20 protein-coding genes and 4 tRNA genes are annotated in these 23,849 nt (G+C 61.8%); 21 read left to right on the top strand and 3 right to left on the bottom strand.

What is annotated here, in order from left to right; all coding sequences use genetic code 11:
• The first annotated feature begins 1 nt into the window (after position 1).
• The 3 genes from LQ788_RS11710 (at position 2) to zapE (ending at position 3,305) form a co-directional block, all read left to right on the top strand.
• Complete coding sequence (locus tag LQ788_RS11710; protein ID WP_231441166.1) at positions 2 to 1,255, top strand: hemolysin family protein; 1,254 nt, start codon at positions 2 to 4, stop codon at positions 1,253 to 1,255.
• A gap of 1 nt (position 1,256) precedes the next feature.
• Positions 1,257 to 2,192: a GTPase Era gene (gene era, locus LQ788_RS11705; RefSeq protein ID WP_231441165.1), complete on the top strand. Its 936-nt coding sequence runs from the start codon at positions 1,257 to 1,259 to the stop codon at positions 2,190 to 2,192.
• A 102-nt stretch (positions 2,193 to 2,294) separates the two neighbouring features.
• Positions 2,295 to 3,305 carry a cell division protein ZapE gene (gene zapE / locus LQ788_RS11700; RefSeq protein ID WP_231441162.1) on the top strand — a complete coding sequence of 337 codons (1,011 nt, stop codon included), beginning with the start codon at positions 2,295 to 2,297 and terminating at the stop codon, positions 3,303 to 3,305.
• A gap of 15 nt (positions 3,306 to 3,320) precedes the next feature.
• Here the strand turns inward: zapE and LQ788_RS11695 are convergent, their stop codons facing one another.
• Positions 3,321 to 3,797 (bottom strand): PGPGW domain-containing protein, encoded by a 477-nt coding sequence (locus LQ788_RS11695; protein WP_231441161.1) that lies wholly within the window; start codon positions 3,795 to 3,797, stop codon positions 3,321 to 3,323.
• A 136-nt stretch (positions 3,798 to 3,933) separates the two neighbouring features.
• Between LQ788_RS11695 and LQ788_RS11690 the strand changes: the two genes are divergently transcribed.
• The 17 genes from LQ788_RS11690 (at position 3,934) to LQ788_RS11610 (ending at position 21,004) form a co-directional block, all read left to right on the top strand.
• A tRNA-Gly gene (locus LQ788_RS11690) sits at positions 3,934 to 4,006 on the top strand.
• A gap of 26 nt (positions 4,007 to 4,032) precedes the next feature.
• Positions 4,033 to 4,103, top strand: a tRNA-Cys gene (locus LQ788_RS11685).
• 33 nt (positions 4,104 to 4,136) lie between these two features.
• A tRNA-Val gene (locus LQ788_RS11680) sits at positions 4,137 to 4,208 on the top strand.
• 36 nt (positions 4,209 to 4,244) lie between these two features.
• A tRNA-Val gene (locus LQ788_RS11675) sits at positions 4,245 to 4,316 on the top strand.
• A 194-nt stretch (positions 4,317 to 4,510) separates the two neighbouring features.
• Positions 4,511 to 5,869 (top strand): DUF4190 domain-containing protein, encoded by a 1,359-nt coding sequence (locus LQ788_RS11670; RefSeq protein ID WP_231441159.1) that lies wholly within the window; start codon positions 4,511 to 4,513, stop codon positions 5,867 to 5,869.
• A 184-nt stretch (positions 5,870 to 6,053) separates the two neighbouring features.
• The gene (gene thrS, locus LQ788_RS11665; RefSeq protein ID WP_231441157.1) at positions 6,054 to 8,060 is read left to right on the top strand and encodes a threonine--tRNA ligase; all 2,007 of its coding nucleotides are present in this window, start codon (positions 6,054 to 6,056) and stop codon (positions 8,058 to 8,060) included.
• Positions 8,057 to 8,656 carry an HIT family protein gene (locus tag LQ788_RS11660; RefSeq protein WP_231441154.1) on the top strand — a complete coding sequence of 200 codons (600 nt, stop codon included), beginning with the start codon at positions 8,057 to 8,059 and terminating at the stop codon, positions 8,654 to 8,656. Before thrS ends, LQ788_RS11660 begins: the two co-directional genes overlap by 4 nt.
• Positions 8,653 to 10,692, top strand: coding sequence for an alpha/beta hydrolase family protein (locus tag LQ788_RS11655; protein WP_231441152.1), 2,040 nt, complete (start codon positions 8,653 to 8,655; stop codon positions 10,690 to 10,692). Before LQ788_RS11660 ends, LQ788_RS11655 begins: the two co-directional genes overlap by 4 nt.
• Before the next feature lie 224 nt (positions 10,693 to 10,916).
• The gene (locus tag LQ788_RS11650; protein ID WP_231441149.1) at positions 10,917 to 11,396 is read left to right on the top strand and encodes an NUDIX hydrolase; all 480 of its coding nucleotides are present in this window, start codon (positions 10,917 to 10,919) and stop codon (positions 11,394 to 11,396) included.
• Between the two features lie 125 nt (positions 11,397 to 11,521).
• Positions 11,522 to 12,274, top strand: a complete 753-nt coding sequence (locus tag LQ788_RS11645; protein WP_231441148.1) for a YebC/PmpR family DNA-binding transcriptional regulator — start codon at positions 11,522 to 11,524, stop codon at positions 12,272 to 12,274.
• 21 nt (positions 12,275 to 12,295) lie between these two features.
• The gene (gene ruvC, locus LQ788_RS11640) at positions 12,296 to 12,892 is read left to right on the top strand and encodes a crossover junction endodeoxyribonuclease RuvC (RefSeq protein ID WP_231441146.1); all 597 of its coding nucleotides are present in this window, start codon (positions 12,296 to 12,298) and stop codon (positions 12,890 to 12,892) included.
• A gap of 109 nt (positions 12,893 to 13,001) precedes the next feature.
• Positions 13,002 to 13,622, top strand: a complete 621-nt coding sequence (ruvA, locus tag LQ788_RS11635) for a Holliday junction branch migration protein RuvA (protein WP_231441145.1) — start codon at positions 13,002 to 13,004, stop codon at positions 13,620 to 13,622.
• A complete protein-coding gene (gene ruvB, locus LQ788_RS11630; RefSeq protein WP_394801305.1) occupies positions 13,619 to 14,701 on the top strand; it encodes a Holliday junction branch migration DNA helicase RuvB in 1,083 nt (360 codons plus the stop codon). The genes ruvA and ruvB overlap by 4 nt, the downstream gene beginning before the upstream one ends.
• Positions 14,702 to 14,782: 81 nt before the next feature.
• Entirely contained in the window at positions 14,783 to 15,379 is a 597-nt protein-coding gene (locus LQ788_RS11625) for a preprotein translocase subunit YajC (RefSeq protein ID WP_231441144.1), read from the top strand.
• Positions 15,380 to 15,412: 33 nt separating this feature from the next.
• On the top strand, positions 15,413 to 17,674 hold the full coding sequence (secD, locus tag LQ788_RS11620) for a protein translocase subunit SecD (RefSeq protein ID WP_231441143.1): 2,262 nt from the start codon (positions 15,413 to 15,415) through the stop codon (positions 17,672 to 17,674).
• On the top strand, positions 17,671 to 18,687 hold the full coding sequence (gene secF / locus LQ788_RS11615) for a protein translocase subunit SecF (protein WP_231441142.1): 1,017 nt from the start codon (positions 17,671 to 17,673) through the stop codon (positions 18,685 to 18,687). The genes secD and secF overlap by 4 nt, the downstream gene beginning before the upstream one ends.
• Positions 18,688 to 18,703: 16 nt before the next feature.
• A complete protein-coding gene (locus tag LQ788_RS11610) occupies positions 18,704 to 21,004 on the top strand; it encodes a RelA/SpoT family protein (RefSeq protein WP_275901767.1) in 2,301 nt (766 codons plus the stop codon).
• Between the two features lie 47 nt (positions 21,005 to 21,051).
• Here the strand turns inward: LQ788_RS11610 and LQ788_RS11605 are convergent, their stop codons facing one another.
• Positions 21,052 to 21,612, bottom strand: a complete 561-nt coding sequence (locus LQ788_RS11605) for a hypothetical protein (RefSeq protein WP_231441141.1) — start codon at positions 21,610 to 21,612, stop codon at positions 21,052 to 21,054.
• A gap of 97 nt (positions 21,613 to 21,709) precedes the next feature.
• Positions 21,710 to 23,062: a DUF349 domain-containing protein gene (locus LQ788_RS11600; RefSeq protein ID WP_231441140.1), complete on the bottom strand. Its 1,353-nt coding sequence runs from the start codon at positions 23,060 to 23,062 to the stop codon at positions 21,710 to 21,712.
• Positions 23,063 to 23,181: 119 nt separating this feature from the next.
• Between LQ788_RS11600 and LQ788_RS11595 the strand changes: the two genes are divergently transcribed.
• On the top strand, positions 23,182 to 23,826 hold the full coding sequence (locus LQ788_RS11595; RefSeq protein ID WP_231441139.1) for an MBL fold metallo-hydrolase: 645 nt from the start codon (positions 23,182 to 23,184) through the stop codon (positions 23,824 to 23,826).
• Positions 23,827 to 23,849 lie beyond the last annotated feature (23 nt).

Below are 23,849 nucleotides of genomic sequence, written 5' to 3'. Positions count from 1 at the left end.
CGTGCTCTGGCTGTTTCTCGGTGCTGCCCTGTGTCTTGTGATCTCGGCGACGCTGTCTGCGGTGGACGCGGCTCTGCTCAGCGTCTCCCATCAGGCGATCCAGGATGCGAAGGACGAAGGCAAGAAGGCCGCATTCCGGGCAGAGAAGATCCTCATCGATCTGCCCACCAACATCAACGTCATCATCTTCGTCCGCAACTTCCTCGAAGCACTGGCGACGGTCTTCATTGCCTTGGCCTATAACTCGATCTACTCGGTGGGACCGCTCATGGTCGTCCTCACCGTGCTCACCGCCTCGATCGCCGTCTTCGTCGTCGCCGGAGTGTCCCCACGGACCATCGGCCGACGTCGCTCCCTGGCCGTGTGCCTCAATCTCAGCTGGGTCGTGGGTGCGGCACTCGTCGTGCTCAAGCCGTTGACGAAGATCCTCGTCCTCCTCGGCAATCTGCTGACCCCGGACCGTGTCTACAAGGACGGGCCGTTCGTAACCTCGGATCAGCTGCGTGACCTCGTCGAGCGAGCCAGCGAATCGGATGTCATCGAAGACGGCGAACGCGAGATGATCCAGTCCGTGTTCAACCTCTCCGACACCTCGGCGAATGAGGTCATGGTCCCGCGCACAGACCTCGTGACCGTCAACTCCGGCACTCCGCTGTCGAAGGTGATGAACCTCTTCTTCCGGTCGGGATTCTCACGGATTCCCGTCAGCGGTGAGGACCTCGATGACATTCGCGGGGTCGCCTACCTCAAGGACGTCGCCAGGCGTCTCCACCTCCATCCGGAGGACGCGGAACGACCGGTCGACATCCTGGCCAGGGGAGTGCTGTTCGTTCCCGAAACCAAACCCGCCGATGACCTGATGGAGCAGATGCAGGTCGATTCGACGCATTTGGCGATCCTCATCGACGAATACGGCGGCACCGCCGGACTCGTCACTATCGAAGACATCGTCGAGGAGATCGTCGGTGAGATCGAGGACGAATACGACACCAGCGATGATGAGCTCGTCGAGGTCGACGACGGCTCATTCGTCATCAGCACGCGCATGTCGATCTCCGACTTCGCCGACTACTTCGACGTCAAGATCGACGAGGACGACGTCAACAGCGTCGGCGGACTTCTCACGAAGCTCATCGGCCGCGTTCCCATCGACGGCTCGAACGCACGGATCGAGGGGCTCATCATCGAAGCGATGGAGGGCCAGGGCCGCCGCCACCGCATCACCCACGTCAGGGTCACGAAGGAAGAGAACTGAAATGGAATTTCGCACGGACTACCCCGAGGACTACCGAGCGGGCTTCGCCTGCTTCGTGGGCCGGCCGAACACCGGAAAATCGACGCTGACGAATGCTCTGGTGGGGGAGAAGGTGGCGATCACCTCGGCGAAACCCCAGACCACGCGCCACACGATCCGCGGCATCGTTCACAAGGATGGCCATCAGCTGATCCTCGTCGACACCCCGGGCCTCCACAAGCCGCGCACCCTGCTGGGCAGCCGGCTCAACGACCTTGTGGCCTCGACCCTCAGCGAGGTCGACGTCATCGGCTTCTGCCTGCCCGCCGACGAACCCATCGGACCCGGAGACCGGTACATCGCCTCCCAGCTCGAACTCCTCGACGGACGCACACCGATCGTGGCTCTGGTGACGAAGACCGACAAAGTCTCCCAGGAGAAGGTCGCCGAGGCGCTGCTGGCCGTGGGTGCTCTCGCGGACTTCGCCGACGTGGTTCCGGTCTCCGCCGTCGACGGGTTCCAGATCGACACTGTCGATTCAGTGCTCACCGCGCATCTGCCGAAATCGCCTCCGCTCTACCCTGAAGGAGAGCTGACGGATGAACCGGAGGAGAGGATGATCGCCGAACTCGTGCGCGAGGCCGCACTCGAAGGCGTCCGCGACGAGCTTCCGCACTCCCTGGCCGCGCAGGTCGAGGAGATGTACCCGCGTGAGGGACGCAGCGAAGACAATCCGCTGTGGAACGTCCACGTCAACCTCTATGTCGAACGATCCAGCCAGAAGGCGATCATCATCGGCAAGGGCGGCAGCCGACTCAAAGCGATCGGCAGCGAATCGAGGCGCGGCATCGAAGCGCTGCTCGGCACCAAGGTCTACCTCGACCTGCATGTGAAGATCGCCAAGGACTGGCAGCGTGACCCGAAGCAGCTGGGGCGTCTGGGCTTCGACTTCAGCTGAGGCTGTCTTCACCCATGACGGGGGAGGGTCCCACCGGCTGAGAGGACTCTCACGCAGGGCTCAGTTGATTGACAGCGTGTGGCCTGCAATAGACTAGGCCGAGTGAATGCCGAGCAGACTCTGGTCGCCCTGAGCGACCGTTCCCCCCAAGTTGCACCCGACGAACTCATTGCAGGTCTGGTCCCGCCACCGCAGTTCCACGACGTGTCCTTCGCCAGCTACCGCACCGACGACACGGAGCCCTCACAGGCTCAGGCGCGCAACAAGCTTGAGGAATTCGTGGCGTCATCGACGTCAAAGGGCTTCTTCGGCAAACTGTTCTCGAAGGGCAAGGACGGGCCCAAGGGCGTCTACCTCGACGGCGGCTACGGTGTGGGCAAGACCCACCTCCTGGCCTCGGCATGGCATGCCAATGAGAAGCCGGCGACCTTCGGCACCTTCGTCGAATACACGAACCTCGTCGGCGCCCTGGGATTCGTCCGAGCTCGGGACGACCTCTCGAAGATGAAACTCGTCTGCGTCGACGAGTTCGAACTCGACGACCCCGGCGACACGGTGCTCATGTCACGTCTCATGCGCGAACTCACCGATGCCGGCGTGAAGATCATCGCCACCTCGAACACTCTGCCCGGGTCATTGGGGGAGGGGCGCTTCGCCGCACAGGACTTCCTCCGCGAGATCCAGGCGCTGGCCGACCAGTTCGACATCTACCGGATCGAAGGCAAAGACTACCGTCACCGAGGTCTGAGCGAGCCGGCCGAGCCAGTTGCGGCAGAGAACCTCGATGCCGCAACCGCCGAGCTGACAGGCACGGTCGCCCGCGATGACTTCCCGACACTGCTGAAGCATCTCTCCACGGTCCATCCCTCCCGGTACGGCCGGATGGTCGACGGTGTCGACGCCGCCGTGTGGGAAGACGTGAATACGATCGACAACGAGGGTGTGGCACTGCGCTTCGTCGCACTTGTCGACAGGCTCTATGACCGCAACGTCACGATCATCAACTCGGGACAGGCGCTGAACCAGGTCTTCACTGAAGAATCCTTGGCCGGCGGCTACCGGAAGAAGTACATGCGCTGTCTTTCGCGTCTGACAGCACTCTCCTCGCAGTAGGCGGGACTGACAGCGTCATTGCAGGTCCAGGTATCTGAGGACTTCTAGCTCGGGAACCCAGTCGGGAATCCCGATGATCCTGAAGACTGCCCAGACGACCACAGCCACGAAAGCTGCGGTCACCGCACCAATCGTCCAGCGCACCCATAGAGGCTGTGCCATGATCCAATGCGTCCACTTCTCCACGTTGACTCGGACGAAATGCAGGATCCGCTGTGCCCAGCGGAACTCGCTGGAGATGATGAACAGGCCGATGATGACGATGAGCCAACCGGGGCCCGGCAATGGGACGAGCAGCAGTCCGATGACGACGATGAGTGTGCCCAATCCGCCGACGATCATCCGATAGAGCCGTGCCGTGTGCGGGTTGGCTGTGATAGTTCCGCGCCAGCGCAGAAAGCTCAGGCGAGTTCTGCGCCACGGTCGCACTCCATGCTTGTGATGGCGCGACAGCCACCCTTCGGGGCGCTTGTCGTGGGGATGGTCATTCACTCTTCCAATATAAGTCGATGAGTCTGAAAGCTTGATTTGCGTGTGTGAGCACGATCACTCCGATTCGATTTTGCATGGACCGCCACCTGCGTATAGAGTTATATCTCGTTGCCAGGGAAACCGGGCAGCGAGAAATGCGGATGTGGCTCAGCTGGTAGAGCATCACCTTGCCAAGGTGAGGGTCGCGGGTTCGAATCCCGTCATCCGCTCGAAGGCGTCATGGCACTGCCTTGATGGTGGCGTGGCCGAGAGGCGAGGCAGCGGCCTGCAAAGCCGTATACACGGGTTCGAATCCCGTCGCCACCTCGGATTTTCCGATGGTTTTCCATCGGTGAGTCGGCGCGATTGGCGCAGCGGTAGCGCGCTTCCTTCACACGGAAGAGGTCACTGGTTCGATCCCAGTATCGCGCACAGGGACCTTGTGTTCCGGTGCAACAAATGAATAAGGCGCGATTGGCGCAGCGGTAGCGCGCTTCCCTGACACGGAAGAGGTCACTGGTTCGATCCCAGTATCGCGCACAGAAGAAGCCCCGAGTGACTCACTCGGGGCTTCGTGCATTCATCCTCGGTCACTGTCTGACACCTACGTGAGCCTCAGCTTGGCCCGATGTGTCGGCCGTGTGTCAGGACTGCCACGCGTTTGCCATGGGGAAAGCGACTCATTCACTAGTACGCTAGTGAGGGTAACCATCGACGAAGACTTCGGAGCACTCATGTCTACTCCTCAGAACCCGTACGAACCGAACAACGGTTCTGGAAATCAGAACCCCAACGGTCCGGGCCCCGACAACCAGCCGCCCAGCGCGCCTGGCTTCTCGGGCGATCAGAACAGCGCGCCGCAGTACGGCTCACAGAACAACGGACAGCCGCCGCAGTACGGTTCACAGAACGACCCGAACCAGCCTCCGCAGTACGGCTCTCAGCCTCAGTACGGCTCTCAGCCGCAGTATGGTTCGCAGTCTCAGTACGGACAGCAGAACGACGCGGGTGCCCCGAGCTACGGCCAGGGCCAAGGTGGCTACGACCAGAATCAGGGCGGCTACGACCAGAGCCAGGGTGGCTATGGCCAGGGCTACGACGCCAACGGTCAGGGCTACGGCCAGGATCCCTACGGCCAGAGCCAAGACGGCTACGGCCAGGGCTACGACGCCAACGGTCAGGGTTATGACGCGAATCAGTACGGTCAGCAGCCTGCCTATGCCGGTGCCGACGGATCGTCGGACCAGTTCATCCCAGCCAACCCGAACGCAAGCTATGGTTCGTACTCGGCTGGCTCCGGCAACAACAAGTCGAAGAACATCTGGGGCATCCTTGCCCTGATCGGCGGCATCGCAGGCATCGTCCTGTCCATCTTCTTCGGAATCGGCTTCATCTTCGGTGTTGCCGGTGTGATCTTCGCATTCGTCGGTCTCTCCGCCATCAAGAAGGGGCTGGCCAACAACAAGGGCATGACCATCACCGGCATGATCCTGAGCTTCATCGCCATCTTGTTCTCGATCATCTCGGTCATCGTCACCCTGATCTTCGGTGGCATGTTCATCACCGCGGTCGGCGAAGCTGCCGATGAGCAGTCCTCTTCAGCAGCAGCCCCCGTCCAGGATCCTTCCGATCCTGCTCAGGACCCCAGCGAGGCTGCAGGTCCATCTGAGGGCGGTGACGAAGCAGCCCCCGCCGTCGAAGGCGGAGAGGTCGAGATCGGCACCGATCTGACCGCGGCAGTGGCAGTGCGTTCGGGCACCGCATCGGAGTATGCCGCCGGCGCCGACAGCAGCAATGGCGAGATCGCGGTCGTGACCATCACCGTGAAGAACAGCGGCAGCTCAGATGCCGACCTGGGCCTGACTCAGGTCAAGGCCGACAACGGTGCGGGCAAGGAATACGAGGATGTCTTCGACAGCTCCAAGTACAAGGGCGGCTTCCCCTTCTCGGATCCGATTCCAGCTGGGGGAGAGAGCACCGTCGAACTTGCTTTCGCAGTGCCTTCCGCCGAAGTCGACAAGGTTCACCTGAAGCTGTCTATGAGTGAAGACATGGGCAAGGGCAAGGACTTCGAATTCAGCAAGGCCGCGTGATGCGGGTCGGGACGGTGCTCCGATCCCGACCGGCATAGGCGCGAACCGCGTAGACATCGAAAATTGCATATGATTCACCAGTTGGGTGGCGGTCTCACGACTGCCACTCAACTGATTTCGCACCGCCGATTAGGTATTAGACTCTAGTGGCGAGGCACCCAACTCAGACGAACGGAGAAGATCAGTGGCAGACAGCATTGACTGCGCGGGAGAGACCATTCCTTGGAAACAGGGACTGACCGGCACGGAGATCTTCTCCACGGACCGCACAGTCGTTGCAATGTGGCTCGACGGACAGCCTGTCGACCTCAGCCGCGAGCTCGCCGCCGGCGACCAGATCGCCCCGATCACCATCGATTCTCCTGCAGGACTCGACATCCTGCGCCACTCGGCCGCGCACGTCACCGCACAGGCCGTGCAGGACCTGTTCCCGGACGCGAAGCTGGGCATCGGGCCCTACATCACCGACGGATACTACTTCGACTTCGACGTCGCCGAGTCCTTCACCCCCGAAGACCTCAAAGCCATTCAGAAGAAGGCTGCGCAGATCGTCAAGGCCGGGCAGACCTTCAACCGTGTCGTCGTCACCGAGGACGAGGCCAAGGCACGGATGGCGAATGAGCCCTACAAGCTCGAACTCATCAACGATAAGGGTGCAGGCTCAGACGATTCGGCCTCCGTCGAGGTCGGCGCTGGCGAACTGACCGTCTATGAGAACCTCGACCGCAAGGGCGAGATCGTATGGCAGGACCTCTGCCGCGGACCGCACCTGCCCACCACCAAACTGATCGGCAACGGATTCGCCGTCACCCGCTCCTCGGCCGCCTACTGGCGCGGAGACCAGGCCAATGCGAGCCTGCAGCGCGTCTACGGCACCGCTTGGGCCTCGAAAGAGGACCTCAAGGCCCACCAGGACCGCCTCGCCGAGGCCGAACGTCGTGACCATCGCAAACTCGGTGCCGAACTCGATCTGTTCTCATTCCCCGAGGAGCTCGGCTCCGGCCTGCCTGTCTTCCACCCCAAGGGCGGAGTCATCAAGCGTGAGATGGAGGACTACGTCCGCGCCCGTCACATCGAAGAGGGCTTCGAGTACGTCGGCACCCCGCACATCTCCAAGGAGGCCCTGTACTACACCTCGGGCCACCTGCCCTACTACGGCGAGAACATGTTCCCGCCGATCTCCGTCGACGAGGTCCGCGACGAGTCCGGTGAGATCGTCAAGGAGGGCACCCCGTACCGCCTCAAGGCGATGAACTGCCCGATGCACAACCTCATCTTCCGTTCGCGGGGCCGCTCCTACCGTGAGCTGCCCCTGCGTCTCTTCGAGTTCGGCACCGTCTACCGTGACGAGGCCTCAGGCGTCGTCCACGGCCTCACCCGCGTGCGCGCACTGACTCAGGACGATTCGCACTCCTATGTCGCTCAGGAGGACGCCGCGAAGGAGATCCGTCACCTGCTCGAATTCGTCCTCAGCCTGCTGCGCGACTTCGGTCTCAACGACTTCTACCTCGAACTGTCCACCCGTGATGAGGATGGGAAGAAGAAGGACAAGTTCATCGGCTCGGATGAGCAGTGGGCCGAGGCCACACAGGTCCTCGAAGAGGTCGCCTCGGAGACCGGACTCGAACTCGTCCCCGATCCCGGAGGTGCGGCCTTCTACGGCCCCAAGGTCTCAGTCCAGGCTCGTGACGCCATCGGTCGAACCTGGCAGATGTCGACCGTGCAGCTCGACTTCAACCAGCCAGAGCGCTTCGGTCTCGAATATCAGGCCGCCGACGGAACCCGCAAGCAGCCGGTGATGATCCACTCGGCGAAGTTCGGATCCATCGAACGGTTCATGGGCGTGCTCATCGAACACTATGCGGGCGCATTCCCCGTATGGTTGGCTCCCGTCCAGGTCACCTGCATTCCCGTGGCGGAGGAATTCAACGACTACCTCGCCGAGGTGGCCGCACAGCTGCGGGCCGCCGGCGTCCGCGTTGAGATCGATGACAGCGATGATCGGTTCCCGAAGAAGATCCGCAACGCCTCGAAGTCGAAGGTGCCCTTCGTCCTCATCGCCGGTGGGGAGGACCGGGACGCGAATGCCGTGTCGTTCCGTTTCCGCGACGGTGAACAGGACAACGGCGTATCGGTCGCCGAGGCGGTCACCAGGATCGTCGAATCGATCGAAACCAAGGCCCAGGTATGACGGAGGACCCACACCACCACCTCGGCGAGGGCAGTCCCGATCACCTCGGCGACATTCCCGAACCCGAAGCGGCTGCGGGCTTTCCCGGGGAGCCTGATGGCTTCCAGCGGCTGTGGACACCGCACCGCATGGTCTACATCGGGGGACAGGACAAGCCCAAGGACTCCGGCATCGCTGAGTGTCCGTTCTGCACGGCTCCGACGAAGTCCGACGAGCAGGGCCTGATTGTGGCCCGTGGCGCGGAGGTCTACGCGGTGCTCAACCTGTACCCGTACAACCCCGGCCACCTCCTCATCTGCCCCTATCGTCACGTCGCGGACTACACGGACCTGAGCGAGTCGGAGACCGCGGAACTCGCTCACTTCTCGCAGAAGGCGATGACCGTGATCCGTGCCGTCTCGTCCCCGGACGGCTTCAACCTGGGAATGAACCAAGGACCCGTGGCGGGCGCCGGCATCGCTGCGCACCTCCACCAGCACATCGTGCCCAGATGGGGTGGGGACTCGAACTTCCTGCCCGTCGTGGCACAGACCAAAGCTCTGCCGCAGGTGCACGCCGATGTGCAGGCAGCGCTGTCAAAGGAATGGAACAGATGAACCCAGAAGACCTCGACTCCCTCGCCGAATACTCATCCCCACTGGTGCGCGGCAGCGAAGCCGTCATCACGATCTCCCGCCCCGACCTGGAGTCCAACAGCTACCTCTCGCAGCTGTTCGCACTGTCCGGAGAGTCCTCGAGACGGCTGACCCACAACTGGCGCGACTACGCTCCCGAAGTGCGCAGCAGCTGGTCCGGATATCTCAGCGCAGCCAAGAAGGAAGCCGGTCAGCTCTTCGTCGGCTCCACCCTCGAGACGGCTCACCGGATCACGGACAACCACCTCGGCGTCTCCGAATTCGCACTCGATGACGAGGGCGCACGGGCACTCTACGTCGCACGGGTGGCTGAACCTGGTCGCTACGGCCAGGACGAAGACATTCCTGCCAGTGAGGAAGCTCCACGGCGGATCACCTCGGCGGCCTACCTGAGCAACGGTCTCGGATACACGAATGACCGACCGGCACGAGCATTCATCGTCGACCTCGTCGAACCGGGACTGGGGAAGTCAGGCATCGCCGGCGGTGCTGAAGTGCCACTGTCCACGCTCCTGGAGACACCGGAGTCCGATGTCCACGACCCGCAGTTCTCACCCAGCGGCAACCGAGTCAGCGTGGTTGCCGCACTGGCACCAGACCACGGTGAGCCTGACCTGCGCTCAACCGTGTGGCTGCTCAACGGGGATCACCCGGAGGCACTGCAGCTGCCCCAGATGAGCGTAAACCTGCACCGCTGGGTCGATGATGAGACCGTGCTGCTGGTTGGCAATGAGCTGACTCGCGACGAACTCGACTTCGTCGCTCAGATGCCAGGACTCTTCGTCCACGATACGACTGCCGGGACGACCCGTCGCCTGACCGACCCGGAGACCGTTGCGATCGCTCCCATCCGGCCCCAGATCGTGGGTCACGGCATCGACGGCTCGGTCCTCGACGATGCTTCTGTCATCGCTGTTGCGGACACGGACGGAGCCTCCCGCATCGTGTCGATCGACCTCGGCGCGGCCAACGTCGGCTTCGATGACCTGACCTTCCTCACGGACGCAACGACCGTCGTCAACGGCTTCGATCTCGACGGCGACACGGTGGTCTTCACCGGCCAGACCCCGAGCAACGGCGCGATCCTGGCACAGGCGGGCATCACCACCTCGCCCGATGCCCTCGCAGATGTGGACGCTCCCCAGCCAGCCGCAGTCACACTCCGAGAGCATCCAGCGCCCGCGAACTCCGTCCTCCCGCAGGTCCTGCGCGTCGATGGGGAGGGCGGAACCATCACCGGGTGGCTGGCAAAGCCCAGCGGCGAGGGCCCCTTCCCGGTCATTCTCAACATCCACGGCGGACCGTTCGCGCAGTACACACACGGGTGGTTCGACGAGACCCAGGTCCTCACCTCGGCGGGATACGCCGTGGTCTACGCGAACCCTCGCGGCTCAGGCGGACGCACCCGCGAATGGGGGACAGCGGTGCAGGGGAACATGGCGGCCCCAGCGATGGCCGATGTCCTTGCCGTCCTCGACCACGCACTGGCCGGTGACTCGCAGCTCGATTCCAGCCGCCTCGGTGTCCAGGGCGGTTCCTACGGCGGCTACCTCACCGCCATGATCACCGCCGTCGACCACCGGTTCCAGGCGGCCATCGTCGAACGCGGCTATCTTGATCCCGACAGCTTCGTGGGCACCTCCGACATCGGACGGTTCTTCACCGAGGAGTACACCACCCGTGACCGGCGGGCCATCGACAGGCAGTCTCCGCTGGCACATGCCTCACAGGTGCGCACGCCCAGCCTGGTGATGCACTCCGAGCTGGACTTCCGCTGCCCGCTCGAACAGGCGCAGCAGTACTATGCCGCCCTGCAGCGTGCCGGCGTGGACACCGAACTGCTCGTCTTCCCCGGAGAGAACCACGAACTCTCCCGAGCGGGCCAGCCTCGGCACCGACGACAGCGCTTCGAAGCGATGCTCGACTGGTGGGATCAGCATCTGGGCGGAAACGTCGATGCGGATCTCGGCGATCCGACCACCTCGGCGAACAGCTGAGCCGATGACCATCTCCACCGCCTCCAAGGCGCTCACCCGACCCCTCCTGTACCCACCCGGAACACCTCGCAAGTCAGTGATTCGTCACATTGACTGTCTCCAGGTTGGTCGACTGCACACTTCCCGATATCGTTCTGTCGGTTACGATAGCGGTCTTGCTGCTTGCTTGCCGCTTCACTATTCTGCACAGACTGCGTCCGTCCATCGTCAACTCCTGGAGAACCATGAAACCTCGTAAAGCCTCACGGGTCGTATTACTCAATGAGCGCGACGAGGTTCTCCTGATTCGAGCTCAGGACCTGCTCACGCCCACACACCAGTGGTGGATGACCTGCGGCGGCGGTTCAGAACTGGGGGAGTCGGCCGCTCAGACCGCAGCCCGGGAACTCGCCGAGGAGACCGGAATCGAATGCGAGCCCGGCGAACTCATCGGCCCCTTGGCCACACGTGACGAGGTCTTCGAATTCACGGAGAAGTCGCTGCATCAGCAGGAGACCTACTTCGCTTTCCGCACGAGTGAGGACATCGAACTCGAAGACGCTGTCTGGACGGACATCGAGAAGCGCAGTCTGCTCGAATTCCGGTGGTGGTCGCGGGCAGAGCTGACGACGACGACCGAGACGATCTACCCGAAGAATCTGCTCAGCCTCATGGACCTCGTCACTGCAGGCTCTGTGCCCGAGGTTCCGCTCGTCATCGACTGAGAGAGACTTGTCACCGGCTGAGGGGCTGGGGCATATGCGCAGGGGCCGCCTTGCGTGGCTCAGCGCACATAACGGCGTGCTGAGCGTATAGACTCTAGGGGCTGTATCTATAGGAAGGAACACCAGTGTCAGGTCATTCCAAGTGGGCAACGACTAAACACAAAAAAGCTGCCATCGATTCGAAGCGGGCCAAGCTCTTTGCCAAGCTGATCAAGAACATCGAAGTTGCCGCTCGCAACGGTGGACCTGATCTCGACGGCAACCCGACGCTGTTCGACGCGGTGCAGAAGGCGAAGAAGAACTCGGTTCCCGCCGACAACATCACCCGCGCAGTCAAGCGCGGCGGCGGCCTCGACGGCTCGGCTGTCAACTACGAGAACATTCTGTACGAAGGCTACGCCGCCGGCGGTGTCGCTCTCCTCATCGAATGTCTGACCGACAACCGCAACCGTGCAGCCTCCGAAGTGCGAGTGGCTGTCACGCGTAACGGCGGCACCATGGCCGACCCCGGATCGGTGACCTACAACTTCGACCGCAAGGGCGTCATCATCGTTCCGGCAGAGGGAACCGACGAAGACTCGATCCTCTTGGCCACCATGGACGCAGGAGCCGAAGAGGTCAAAGACGAGGGCGAAACCTTCGAGATCATCTGTGAAGCCACAGACCTGGTTGCCGTGCGCACAGCGCTCGTTGACGCAGGCATCGACTATGACTCGGCCGAGGCCTCGTTCGTGCCCGGGATCGAAGTCAGCTTGGATGCGGACACCGCCAGCAAGGTCTTCAACCTCATCGATGCGCTCGAAGACAGCGACGAGGTGCAGAACGTCTATTCCAATGCTGATGTCAGCGATGAGGTTCTCGCCCAACTTGATTCCTGATGAGATCGAACCGGGTAACTGATGAGAATCCTCGGCGTTGATCCTGGTCTGACCCGGTGCGGGCTGGGTGTCATCGACACCCTGCCCGCCCGCAAGGCCAAAATGGTGTCCGTCGATGTGCTGAGAACGCCGTCGACGGATTCCGTCGACCTGCGTCTGGGCGCCCTCGCCGAGGCGTTCGACAGCTGGTTGGACACCTACCGTCCCGATGTCGTGGCCATTGAGCGTGTGTTTGCCCGCAACGATGTCTCCACGATCATGGGCACTGCCCAGGTCTCCGGCCTGACCATGGGGTTGGCCGCCAGACGCGGACTGCCCGTGGCGATGCACACTCCTTCCGAGGTCAAAGCCGCCATCACCGGATCGGGTCGGGCTGACAAGAAGCAGGTCACGAACATGGTGACCCGAATCCTCGAACTCGACGCCGCGCCGAAGCCCGCCGATGCCGCTGACGCGCTGGCGATCGCGATCTGCCACTCGTGGCGGGGGGCTCTCAGCGGGCAATCGACGCCTGGAGCGAACAAAGACCTCAACGAGCGCAAGAGCGCCGGTCGTCAGGGCACAGGCCTGACGAAAGCTCAGGAGCAGTGGGCCAAGGCCCTGCGCAATGCTAAGTAGCGTTGAGGACAATCCAACGCCGCGCAGGGTGTCGGCGTTGCGAGCCTTGGTATCGTCGGTATGTCGAAGCAGGTGCTCGGGGCCAAGCTGATAGCCTGGATTCGTACACGTGTTCCCACTCGAAAGGCAGGCCGTGATCAGTTTCCTCAGCGGTACGGTTCATCGCATCGCAGCTGACCACCTCGTCATTCTCACCTATGGCGTCGGACGCAGAGTCAACGTCACTCCGGACACCCTGTCGAACACCCGTCATGGTGCCGATATCGAACTCGTGACCACGCTCGTGGTGCGTGAAGATTCGATGACGCTCTTCGGTTTCGGCACCGAAGATGAGAACCACACGTTCGAAGTGCTGCTGTCGATTTCCGGGATCGGGCCGCGACTGGCTATGGCTATCCTGTCCGTGATGGGCCCCGGTGAGCTTGCCGCAGCGATTTCGAATCAGGATGCCAACGCACTGACACGAGTCCCCGGCATCGGAAAGAAGGGGGCCTCCAGAATCATCCTCGAACTTGAGAACAAATTGCCGAAGCTTGCCGCATCGGAACCCGGACTGCAGCTGTCGTTCGGCGGTGCGAATCAGCAGGTTGTCGATGCCCTGGTCGGACTCGGTTGGAAAGAGGCCCAGGCGGCAGACGTCGTTCAGGAAGTGATCAATGATCTTGGCCAGAATGCCGGCACCTCTGCGCTGCTGAAGGCCTCGCTCAAGGTTCTGGGTGCTCGGAAGTGACGAGCTCCTCTGATGGCGCAAACGCCTCCTACGAACTGGAATTCGGTGATCAGAAGCTGACCGGTGCCGAGGAGGAGCGGCTGGTTTCGGGCCGAGCGGAGACCGCCGAACGCGATGCGGAAGCCGCCCTGCGTCCCAAGGGACTGCAGGACTTCATCGGCCAGCCCCAGGTCCGAGAGCAGCTCTCCCTGGTTCTCGATGCTGCGAAGGCGCGAAATCGGGCCCCAGACCATGTCCTACTCTCTGGTCCTCCCGGATTGGGTAAGACGACGCTGGCGATGATCATCGCCCATGAGATGCAGTCGAGCCTGCGAGTCACCTCGGGCCCGGCTGTTCAGCATGCCGGCGACCTCGCTGCGATCCTCTCGTCGTTGGAGGAGGGGGAAGTCCTCTTCATCGATGAGATTCACCGGATGGCTCGTGCCGCGGAGGAGATGCTCTATGTCGCGATGGAGGACTTCCGTGTCGACGTCATCGTCGGCAAGGGTCCTGGCGCGACGGCGATTCCACTTGACCTGCCTCAGTTCACGATGGTCGGCGCCACAACCCGGTCCGGTCTGCTTCCTGCGCCCCTGCGAGACAGGTTCGGATTCACGGGACTCCTCGACTTCTACTCAAGCGACGATCTGCTGACTGTGCTCAAACGTTCAGCTCACATGCTCGGAATCGAAGCGGAGCTTGCGGGGCTGAAGGAGATCTCCACCAGATCTCGCGGCACTCCCCGCGTGGCCAATCGGCTTCTTCGAAGAGTCAGAGACTGGGCGCAGGTGCGCGGAACAGGCATCATCGATGAAGCCGCAGCACTGTCGGCCCTCAAGGTCTACGAAGTCGACGAACTCGGCCTTGATCGCCTCGACCGATCCGTGCTTCAGGTGCTGTGCAAGCGATTCGGCGGGGGGCCGGTCGGCCTGGGAACCATTGCAGTCTCCGTCGGAGAAGAAGCCGACACTGTGGAAACTGTTTCGGAACCGTACCTTGTGCGAGAAGGTCTGATCAGCCGCACTCCGCGAGGCCGGGTTGCCACATCCGCGGCATGGAAGCACCTGGGAATGCAGATCCCAGCAAACTATGAGTTCTGATCCCGGCAATTGAGTTCGCCTTGAGTACTGACTACGAACTAAGGTAGTGGACTGGTTCGTTCTTATGAAAGGTAGATACCTGTGGATTTATTGATCCCTCTCGCGCTTGCTGCGCTGCTTATTTTTTTCCTGTTCAATTCTCGGCGTAAGCAGAAGGCGCGTGCAGAGGAGATCAAGTCGGGCCTTGTCCCCGGCGCTACCGTGATGACGACGTTCGGCGTCTTCGGCACCGTCCTGTCCATTGACGAGGAAAACAACCAGGTCACCCTCGAATCGGGTCCCGGCACCGTGCTCCGAGTCCACCGCCAGGCAATCGGCCAGATCAGCAATCCTGAAGCCGCAGGCGCTGCCGCCGGCGGCGCTGTTGCAGACGCTCCCGAGGCTGCCGACGGTGGTGAGAGCAGCGATGCTCCTGCGATCACGGACGCTGAACTCGACGCGATGAATGAGCGTAAGCGCGCTGAGAAGACCAACGGTGACACCGACCTTCCAGCGGACGACGTCGTCGATTCCGATGCGGAGCTGAACTCGGACGCCACTCAGGTTGAGGCAGACGAAACCGATTCCGTGATCGATGACGCCGCCGGTTCGAAGGATGCCGACGATGTTGTGGATGGCACCGGTGACTCCGATGCGGATGCAACCGGCACCGATCCCGAGAATCCCAAGAAGAACTGACTTCGCTCACTGCACTCAATCGAAAGCTGAAACGTGTCCGATATTGAAGAAAAGCCACGTCCTGGTTTGCGCTTCGTATGGCTGGGGATCGTCACTGCACTGCTCCTCGGCATCATCGCCGCAGGTGTCGTATGGTCTGATGCCACAACCACGCCGAAGCTCGCTCTCGACCTTGAGGGCGGAACCTCGATCATCCTGGAGCCCCAGGTATCGGAGGACACGGACATCAGCAAGGAGCAGCTTGACCAGGCTGTGTCGATCATCCGCCAGCGCGTCGACTCGACCGGTGTCTCTGAAGCAGAGATCACGACTCAGGGTGACCGCAACATTGTTGTGAACCTGCCGGGCAATCCGGATGAGGAGACACGCAATCTGGTTCGTTCTTCCGCGCAGCTCGTCTTCCGTCGAGTCGCCCTCGTCGGTGACCCGCGTTCCCAGGAGCAGATCCAAAAGGAACAGGAGCAGAGCGGCGGGGAAGAGCAGCAGGACCCCTCCGAGGGACTCACCGACGAGCAGAAGAAGCGTCTCGAAGAGCTCACCGGCGGGGGTGAGGGCGGCACAGAAGCACCTGCAGGCGGTGGCGAAGTCACCAAATCAGGCAGCGATGTCGCCAACGCCGGTGGAAACGTTCCCGGACCAGCAGGCAAGGACGCTGAGAAATCAGGAGAGGCCAGCAGCGAACAGACGGCCGAAGAGAGCGGGTCCGCTAAGGGCGACGACACGAAGGTCACCGATTCGACGCCGCGGCCGCTCTTCGATCCTGAGAAGGACGTCGATCAATGGCAGACCGACAAGATCATCAAGAAGTACACGGAGCTCGACTGCACCGATCCGAAGAACCGGACCGGCGGTCAGCAGCAGCCATCAGATGAACCAGTCGTCGCCTGCGGCAAGGACGGAGAGGCCAAGTACATTCTGGGTCCTGTCGAGCTCTCGGGCGAGCACCTAGCGGACGCAAACTTCGGCTATGCCGCAGGCGCCAACGGAGTCCAGACCAACCAGCCGGCTGTGAACCTCAAGTTCGACAGCGTCGGGCGTGAGATCTTCAAGCAGATCACCTCGGACATCACCGGGAAGCAGCAGCCGTACAACCAGTTCGCCATCACTCTTGACGGCAATGTGCTTTCGGCTCCGTCATCGAACGCAGCGATCACTGACGGCAACGCCGAGATCTCAGGCAACTTCACCCTTGATGAGGCGCAGACCCTGGCCGAGCAGCTCAAGAACGGCTCCCTGCCGTTGAGCTTCCAGGTCCAGAGCGAAGACCAGATCTCACCGACGTTGGGTTCGAACTACCTCAACATCGGTCTGCTCACCGGCCTCGTCGGACTCATCCTCGTCGTCATCTATTCGCTCCTGCAGTACCGAGTGCTCGGCCTCGTCACAGTCTCGAGCCTTGTCGTTGCAGGTGTGCTGACCTACCTGCTGCTGCTCTTGGCCTCGTGGCGATACGGCTACCGGCTGTCGTTGGCAGGTGTCGCCGGTATCATCATCGGCATCGGCATGGCCGCTGACTCGTTCATCGTCTACTTCGAACGAGTCAGAGACGAGTTGCGCAGCGGTCGAAATCTGCTCTCCGCTGTCGAGGTCGGCTGGGACCGCGCCAAACGCACCATCTGGGCGTCTAAGGCAGTGAACATGCTCGCCGCGGTCATCCTCTACGTCTTGGCCGTCGGTTCCGTGCGAGGATTCGCCTTCACCTTGGGCCTGACCGTGATCATCGACGTGCTCATCGTCTTCCTGTTCACACACCCCATGTTGGAAGTCCTTGCGCGGACCAAGTTCTTCGGCCAGGGCCATCCGATGTCCGGTATGGATCCGCGGCTGCTGGGGGTCAAGCCCGCCGCCTATCGTGGCGCGCTCAACCTCAGCATCGATGACGACGAGAAGTCGCCAGAGGCACGCCGACGGGAGAAGGCTCGAGCCCGGAAGGCAGGCATGTCCTCAGACGCCGAGGCGGAATCGGCCGAAGAGTCGACTGTCGAGTCGACATCCTCGACCTCTGAATCCGCGTCCGCATCGTCGAAGTCGAAGGCCGGTGCCGGGGCAGAACCCTCTGGCAAGACCAGTGGCACGACGACGACCAAACAGTCGAAGAAGTCTCAGTCCTCGGAATCCGATGAGGTCTCTGCTCCCGCTGAGTCAACCGACGAGGCGACCGAGAAGAAGTCCAAGAAGAAGACGAAGTCTGTGACGAATCCGACAACGGCCGGTGGCACCATCGCGGAGCGGAAGGCGGCTGCGAAGAAGGCAGCCGAAGAATCTGCCGACAAGGGCAAGGAGGCAGACAAGTGAAACGGTTCTTTGCTTGGGGCAACCGGCTCCACAACGGTGAGTCGTCGATTCCCTTCGTCGGGAAGGCCAAACTGTGGCTGATGATCTCGGGCGCTCTTGTGATCCTGTCACTTCTCGTGCCGTTGATCGCAGGATTCAACTTCGGGATCGCCTTCAAAGGCGGATCACAGTTCCAGATCGACCACGTCTCGGACACCGCACCCGCCAAGGGCGAAGATCTCGTCTCTGAGGTGGTGCCTGGCTCTGAACCTCGTCTGACTCCCACGAGCGACACTGCGGTGCGAATCGAGACGAACCAGCTCAGCGACGACCAGATGCAGGAAGTTCGTGACGCTCTCGTGGGTGGCTACGACGTCAAAGCAGAAGACGTCACATCGACGTTCGTCGGTCCCGAGTGGGGCCAAGATGTGACTGAGAAGATGATTCGCGCTCTTGTCATCTTCGTCGGTATTGCCATGGTCGTGATGGCTCTTTACTTCCGTACCTGGAAGATGTCTCTGGCCGCGATTGTGGGACTGTTCGTCGTCATGATCGTGACGACTGGCATCTACTCCGCAACAGGGTTCGAGATCACCCCTGAAGCAGTGATCGGGTTCCTCACGGTCTTGAGCTTTTCCCTCTACGACACCGTGGTGGTCTTCGACAAGATCAGAGAGAACACGACTCGGTTCAAGGACAAACGCAACTTGAAGTTCTCCGAGCTCGTCAACCTCGGCGTCAATCAGACCACGGTCCGTTCGATCAACACTTCGGTCGTGTCGGTGCTCCCGATCGCCTCGATTCTGTTCATCGGTGTGTTCCTGCTCGGCGCCGGCACATTGGTCGACATCTCTCTGTCGCTGTTCATCGGTACGATTGTGGCAGCAGCTTCGACATTGTTCGTCGCCAGCCCCCTGTATGCGGTGCTGCGGTCGAACGAACCCGCGGTCAAGGAGCAGGAAGAGGCTGTGCGTGAATTACGCTTGAAGAATGGAGCAGAAGATGTTCCACCGGTGATTCACGCCGAGGTTTGAGCAGAAAGGGGATGTCATGGCTTCTTCCGCCGATTCGCGCCGTCCGCGAGGCATCTCCCGTTTAGCTTGGTGGGCGGCCAGGGCACAGAACAACCCTGGCTACCCTCGTGTCCTGGGTCCGATGATCAGGGCACTGCAGTCCAACCACCCGAAGGCCGATATCGATCTGGTGGTTCGGGCCTACAAGATCGCAGAGCAGGCTCATCGTGGTCAGACCCGGAGATCCGGCGATGACTACATCACGCACCCGGTCGCGGTGGCCACGATCTTGGCCGAGATCGGTATGCTGCCGGTCACCCTCGCCGCCGCGCTGCTGCATGACACAGTCGAAGACACCTCATACTCGCTGAGCGAGCTCACCGAGGAATTCGGTCCCGAGGTCGCCGCCATGGTCGATGGGGTGACCAAGCTCGACAAACTCACCTACGGTCAGGCCGCGCAGTCGGAGACCGTGCGCAAGATGATCGTCGCGATGGCCAAGGACATCCGTGTCCTCGTGATCAAGCTGGCCGATCGTCTCCACAACGCCCGCACCTGGCGATTCGTGCCTGCTTCGTCGAGCACGAAGAAGGCCCGGGAGACCCTCGAGATCTACGCGCCTCTGGCTCATCGCCTGGGTATGAACACGATCAAGTGGGAACTTGAGGACCTGTCCTTCCAAGTTCTCCACCCCAAGGTCTATGACGAAGTGGTGCGCCTCGTCGCCGACAGGGCACCCGAACGCGAGAAATATCTGGCCACGGTCTCCAACGAACTCCAGTCGGAGCTCGTTGAGTCCAACATCGAAGCCGCGATCACGGGCCGTCCGAAGCACTACTATTCGATCTATCAGAAGATGGTCGTGCGCGGTCACGAGTTCGCCGACATCTACGACCTCGTGGGTGTACGTGTCCTCGTTGAAACCGTTCGCGAATGCTATGCCACGCTGGGCATTGTGCACGCCCGATGGAATCCGGTCCCTGGCCGCTTCAAGGACTACATCGCGATGCCGAAGTACAACATGTACCAGAGCCTGCATACGACGGTGATCGGGCCGAACGGCAAACCCGTGGAGATCCAGATCCGCACCCATGAAATGGATCGTCGCGCAGAGTTCGGTGTTGCTGCCCACTGGAAGTACAAGGATCGCCGCAACGCTTCGAAGGCCGTGACGTCGAATACCGCACGTTCGGTCAAGGTCTCCGATGACGGTGAAGTCGATGACGCGGCATGGCTGCGGCAGCTGTTGGAATGGCAGCGTGAGGTCAGCGACCCCGACGAGTTCCTCGACAACCTCCGCTATGAGGTGAACTCCAAGGAGGTCTACGTCTTCACTCCCAAGGGAGACGTGATGAGCCTGCCTGCAGGGGCGACTCCTGTCGACTTCTCCTATGCGGTTCACACCGAAGTCGGGCACAAGACCATGGGCGCCCGGGTCAACGGTCGTCTGGTCGCACTGGATACCGAACTGAAGAACGGCGACTCTGTCGAAGTCTTCACGTCCAAAGATGAGAATGCGGGCCCCAGCCGTGACTGGCTGGGCTTCGTCAAGAGCCCCCGCGCACGCAGCAAGATCCGCCAGTGGTTCTCCAAAGAACGCCGCGAGGAAGCGATCGAGAACGGTCGCGAACAGTTGGCGCGGGCAATGCGACGCCACACTTTGTCGGCTTCGGCGCTGATGAGTCAGGAAGCGCTGCAGGTCGTCGCCACCGAACTGCGCCTGCCAGATGTCTCCGCGCTCTACGCCGCAATCGGCAACGGAGTGAGCTCGGCGGCTCATGTCGTCGACCTGCTGGCCAAAGAGGTCGGAGGTGATGACGATGATGAGGCTGTGCTGCCGCCGTCGCCGCGCAATCGCACCGGTCAGTCCTCGGGACACCATTCTTCATCCGGGGGAGTGACGGTCAGAGGCGTCGACGATGTCCTCGTGAAACTGGCACGATGCTGCACACCGGTGCCCGGCGACGAGATCCTCGGATTCGTCACCCGCGGTTCGGGAGTATCCGTCCACCGCGTGGACTGTCCCAACATCGCCTCTCTGGAGCGGGAGCCTGAGCGGATGGTCGATGTCTCCTGGGGCGAGACGACCAGCGGCATCTACCTGGTCCAGATCCAGGTGGAGGCACTGGATCGTTCCGGACTGCTCTCGGACATCACGAAGGTGCTCACTGAGACCCACGTCAACATTCTCTCTGCCACGGTCGCCACCTCACGGGCCAGAGTAGCCCAGTCGAAGTTCGTCTTCGAGATGAGCGATGCGAGCCATCTCGACACCGTGCTCTCAGCAGTTCGCAAAGTCGAAGGCGTCTTCGACGTCTACCGCATCGCCGGCGGCTGACAGCAGCGCCACTACCCAGGACGGCAACGTCAGCGTCTACGTCACCGTCAACGCCTGTCGCGGTCGGAGGCGGCGCAGGCCCGTTCGAAGACTGTGCGCATATGAGCGACGTAGGGTCTGCGCGACATCTCCGCCAAATACAGCCGGAACTGCTGTCGTGCCCGGCCCGGGAGTTCATCGACGAGATTCCTCACCGTCTGAGCAGACCAGTCGTCGGGACTGCGCAGGTGCGGAAGCAGCAGATCGTAGAGCGTCCTGTCCGCCGTGGTGATGGGCAGATCGTTGATGAGCTCCCATTCGTGAGCAGCAATCGTGAGTTCATGAACGATGACATTGGCCCCGTCGACGTAGCGGCGCCGGGGGTAGGTGATGAACGTCAGCGGACTCGGGGCCCTGCCCAGACCACTGTGAACCCACCACGCAATGTCATGAGAGAGCACGAGACGCGGTGGAATCTGAGCACTCAGCGCAGTGATCCTGTCCTCGGCGCTGAGCACAGCACCCTTGCGCACCCAGGTGGACTCGGTCAGGCGTGTCAGCAGACCATCCAGAGTCAGTTCCGTGAGGTGCTCATAGCTGTAGTCGCGCAGATGAAACATCGCCTCCATACAGCCACTATTGCGCTGCAGGGAGGCGATGTTCAAGACCGCAGAGTCAATCTGTGGATAAACCGCGACTCATGCTCGTGGTGCTGTGGACACCGAATCAGTCCAGCTCAGCCGCGGTCTGAGCCAGCTGGTCACGCCAGGCACGACGCGCATCAAGTGCGGACTGTGCATCAGCAACAGCCTTCTCATCGCCACCCGTCTTCGCCTTCTCGTACTTCTGCTCCAACTCGGCAATCGAATCGTCGAGCTGACTCAGTGCACCGGACGTGCGGGCCTTGGTCTCGGGGTTGCTGCGCTTCCATTCGGCGTCTTCTGCATCGGCAAGAGCGCGTTCGACCTCACGCAGTCCGTTCTCCATGCGCGAGACATCGGCACGTGGAACCTTGCCTGCAGCCTCCCATTCGTCCTGAATGACGCGCAGCTCCTTCTTCGCCACACTGATATCACCGATCGGCAGCAGACCCTGTGCCCGGGCCAGGATCTCCTCCTTGACCACGAGGTTGCCCTTGTACTCCTCGTCGACGGCAGCATTCTCTGCATCACGGGCGGCGAAGAAGACATCCTGAGCGGCACGGAACCGTGCCCACAGAGCATCATCGTCCTTGCGTGAGGCCCGCGGAGCCTTCTTCCACTGGCTCATGAGGTCCTTGTACTTCTGGGCCACAGTGCGGAAGTCCGTCGAGCTCGACAGCGACTCCGCCTCGACCACGAGCTTCTCCTTGATGCGTTTGCCCTCGGAGTTCTGCTTGTCGAGCTCGGAGAAGAATTCCTTGCGCTTGTGCTCGAACGTATTGCGAGCCTGCGAGAACCGGGCCCACAGCTCCTGATCCACCGCACGCGGCAGCCTGGGACCGCTGCGCTGCATGTCCTTCCACTGACCGAAGAGCTCACGCAGACGTGCTCCGGACTGCTTCCACTGGATCTTCGAGGGATCGCGCTTGGCCAGCGATTCAGCCTCGGCGACGATCTCTTCGCGTTCCTGTGCAGCTTCGAGCTTGGCGGCCTCCGCACGAGCGGCCTGCTTCGATTCGGTGGCCTGAGCATCCGAGATCAGGGTGTCCAAGGTGGCAGACAGGCCCTTGAGGTCGCCGACGACGTTGGCCTCGGGCAGGGTCTCCTGCAGCGTCTTCGCAGCCGAGACGATCTCGCGACCCGGGGCACCAGCGGAGAGTCGATTGCGCAGAAGTGCCGCGTTCTCAAGGAGATCCACGTACTTCTTGGCGAAGTATTCCAAAGCTTCCTCGGGAGTGGCATCGGGATACTGCCCGACCGTACGCTCGCCGTCGGCGGTGACGACGAAGACGTTGCCCTCCTGATCCGCGCGACCGTGCTCGACTGCGCGCCGGACTTCCGCATCATGATCAACGGTTGTCCCGGCCACGGTCTGGGCCGCCTGTGGGCGGGGCAGAGAGGACGGGCGCGGGACCGGCTTCGGTGTCGGGGTCGACATGATTCTCACCTTGTTTCCATCGGTCGAACCTGCAGGACTCTGTGCCTGCAGATCACTCGATTTCCTGATTGACGTTATCCCAGCATAACCAAGCCCCAGGCTCTGGATAGACTTTGTGCATGGATGTATTTGTGACCAGCGCCGAATTTCTCGAAGTCAACTGTTATGCCGTGCGTGCCGAAGGCCATGACGAAGCCATATTCATCGACTCCGGATTCGATTGCGCACCGGGACTTGCCGAAATCGTCGCCGAGGAGAATCTGGTGCCCAGCGCCGTCTTCCTCACCCACGGTCACCCCGACCACATCCTCGGGCTGACCAACGTCCTCAGCCGTTGGAATGTGCCCGTCTACCTGGGAGACGCCGACCGCTACCGCCTGGACAAACCGGCCGAAACCCTCAGCCCGCAGTTCGCACAGATGCTGCAGCCACTCGTCGAAGGATGGTCGGCCCCCGAGGTCAATGCCCTTGTCGACGCCCAGACGGTGGAGGTCGCCGGTCTGACCATCACCGCTGTGGCTGCTCCCGGGCACACGGAGGGATCGACTCTCCTGCGCGTGCAAGCCGACGATGAGGAGATCATCTTCACCGGTGATGTGGTCTTCGCCGGAGCGATCGGACGGGTCGATCTGCCAGGAGGAGATGCCTCGGCGATGGCAGAATCACTGCGGGCGTTTGCGACGCTTCCTGACGTTCCCATCTATCCTGGACACGGTCCCGGCTCCCGAGTCGGTCACGAGCTGGCGACGAACCCGTTCTTCTAGAGTTGAACCAGGTTCCCTGACGG

The sequence above is a fragment of the Brevibacterium zhoupengii genome, assembly GCF_021117425.1.
GTDB lineage: Bacteria > Actinomycetota > Actinomycetes > Actinomycetales > Brevibacteriaceae > Brevibacterium > Brevibacterium zhoupengii.
The sequence above is the reverse complement of the archived record's forward strand: the minus strand, read 5'-3'. Positions and strand labels throughout refer to the sequence as shown.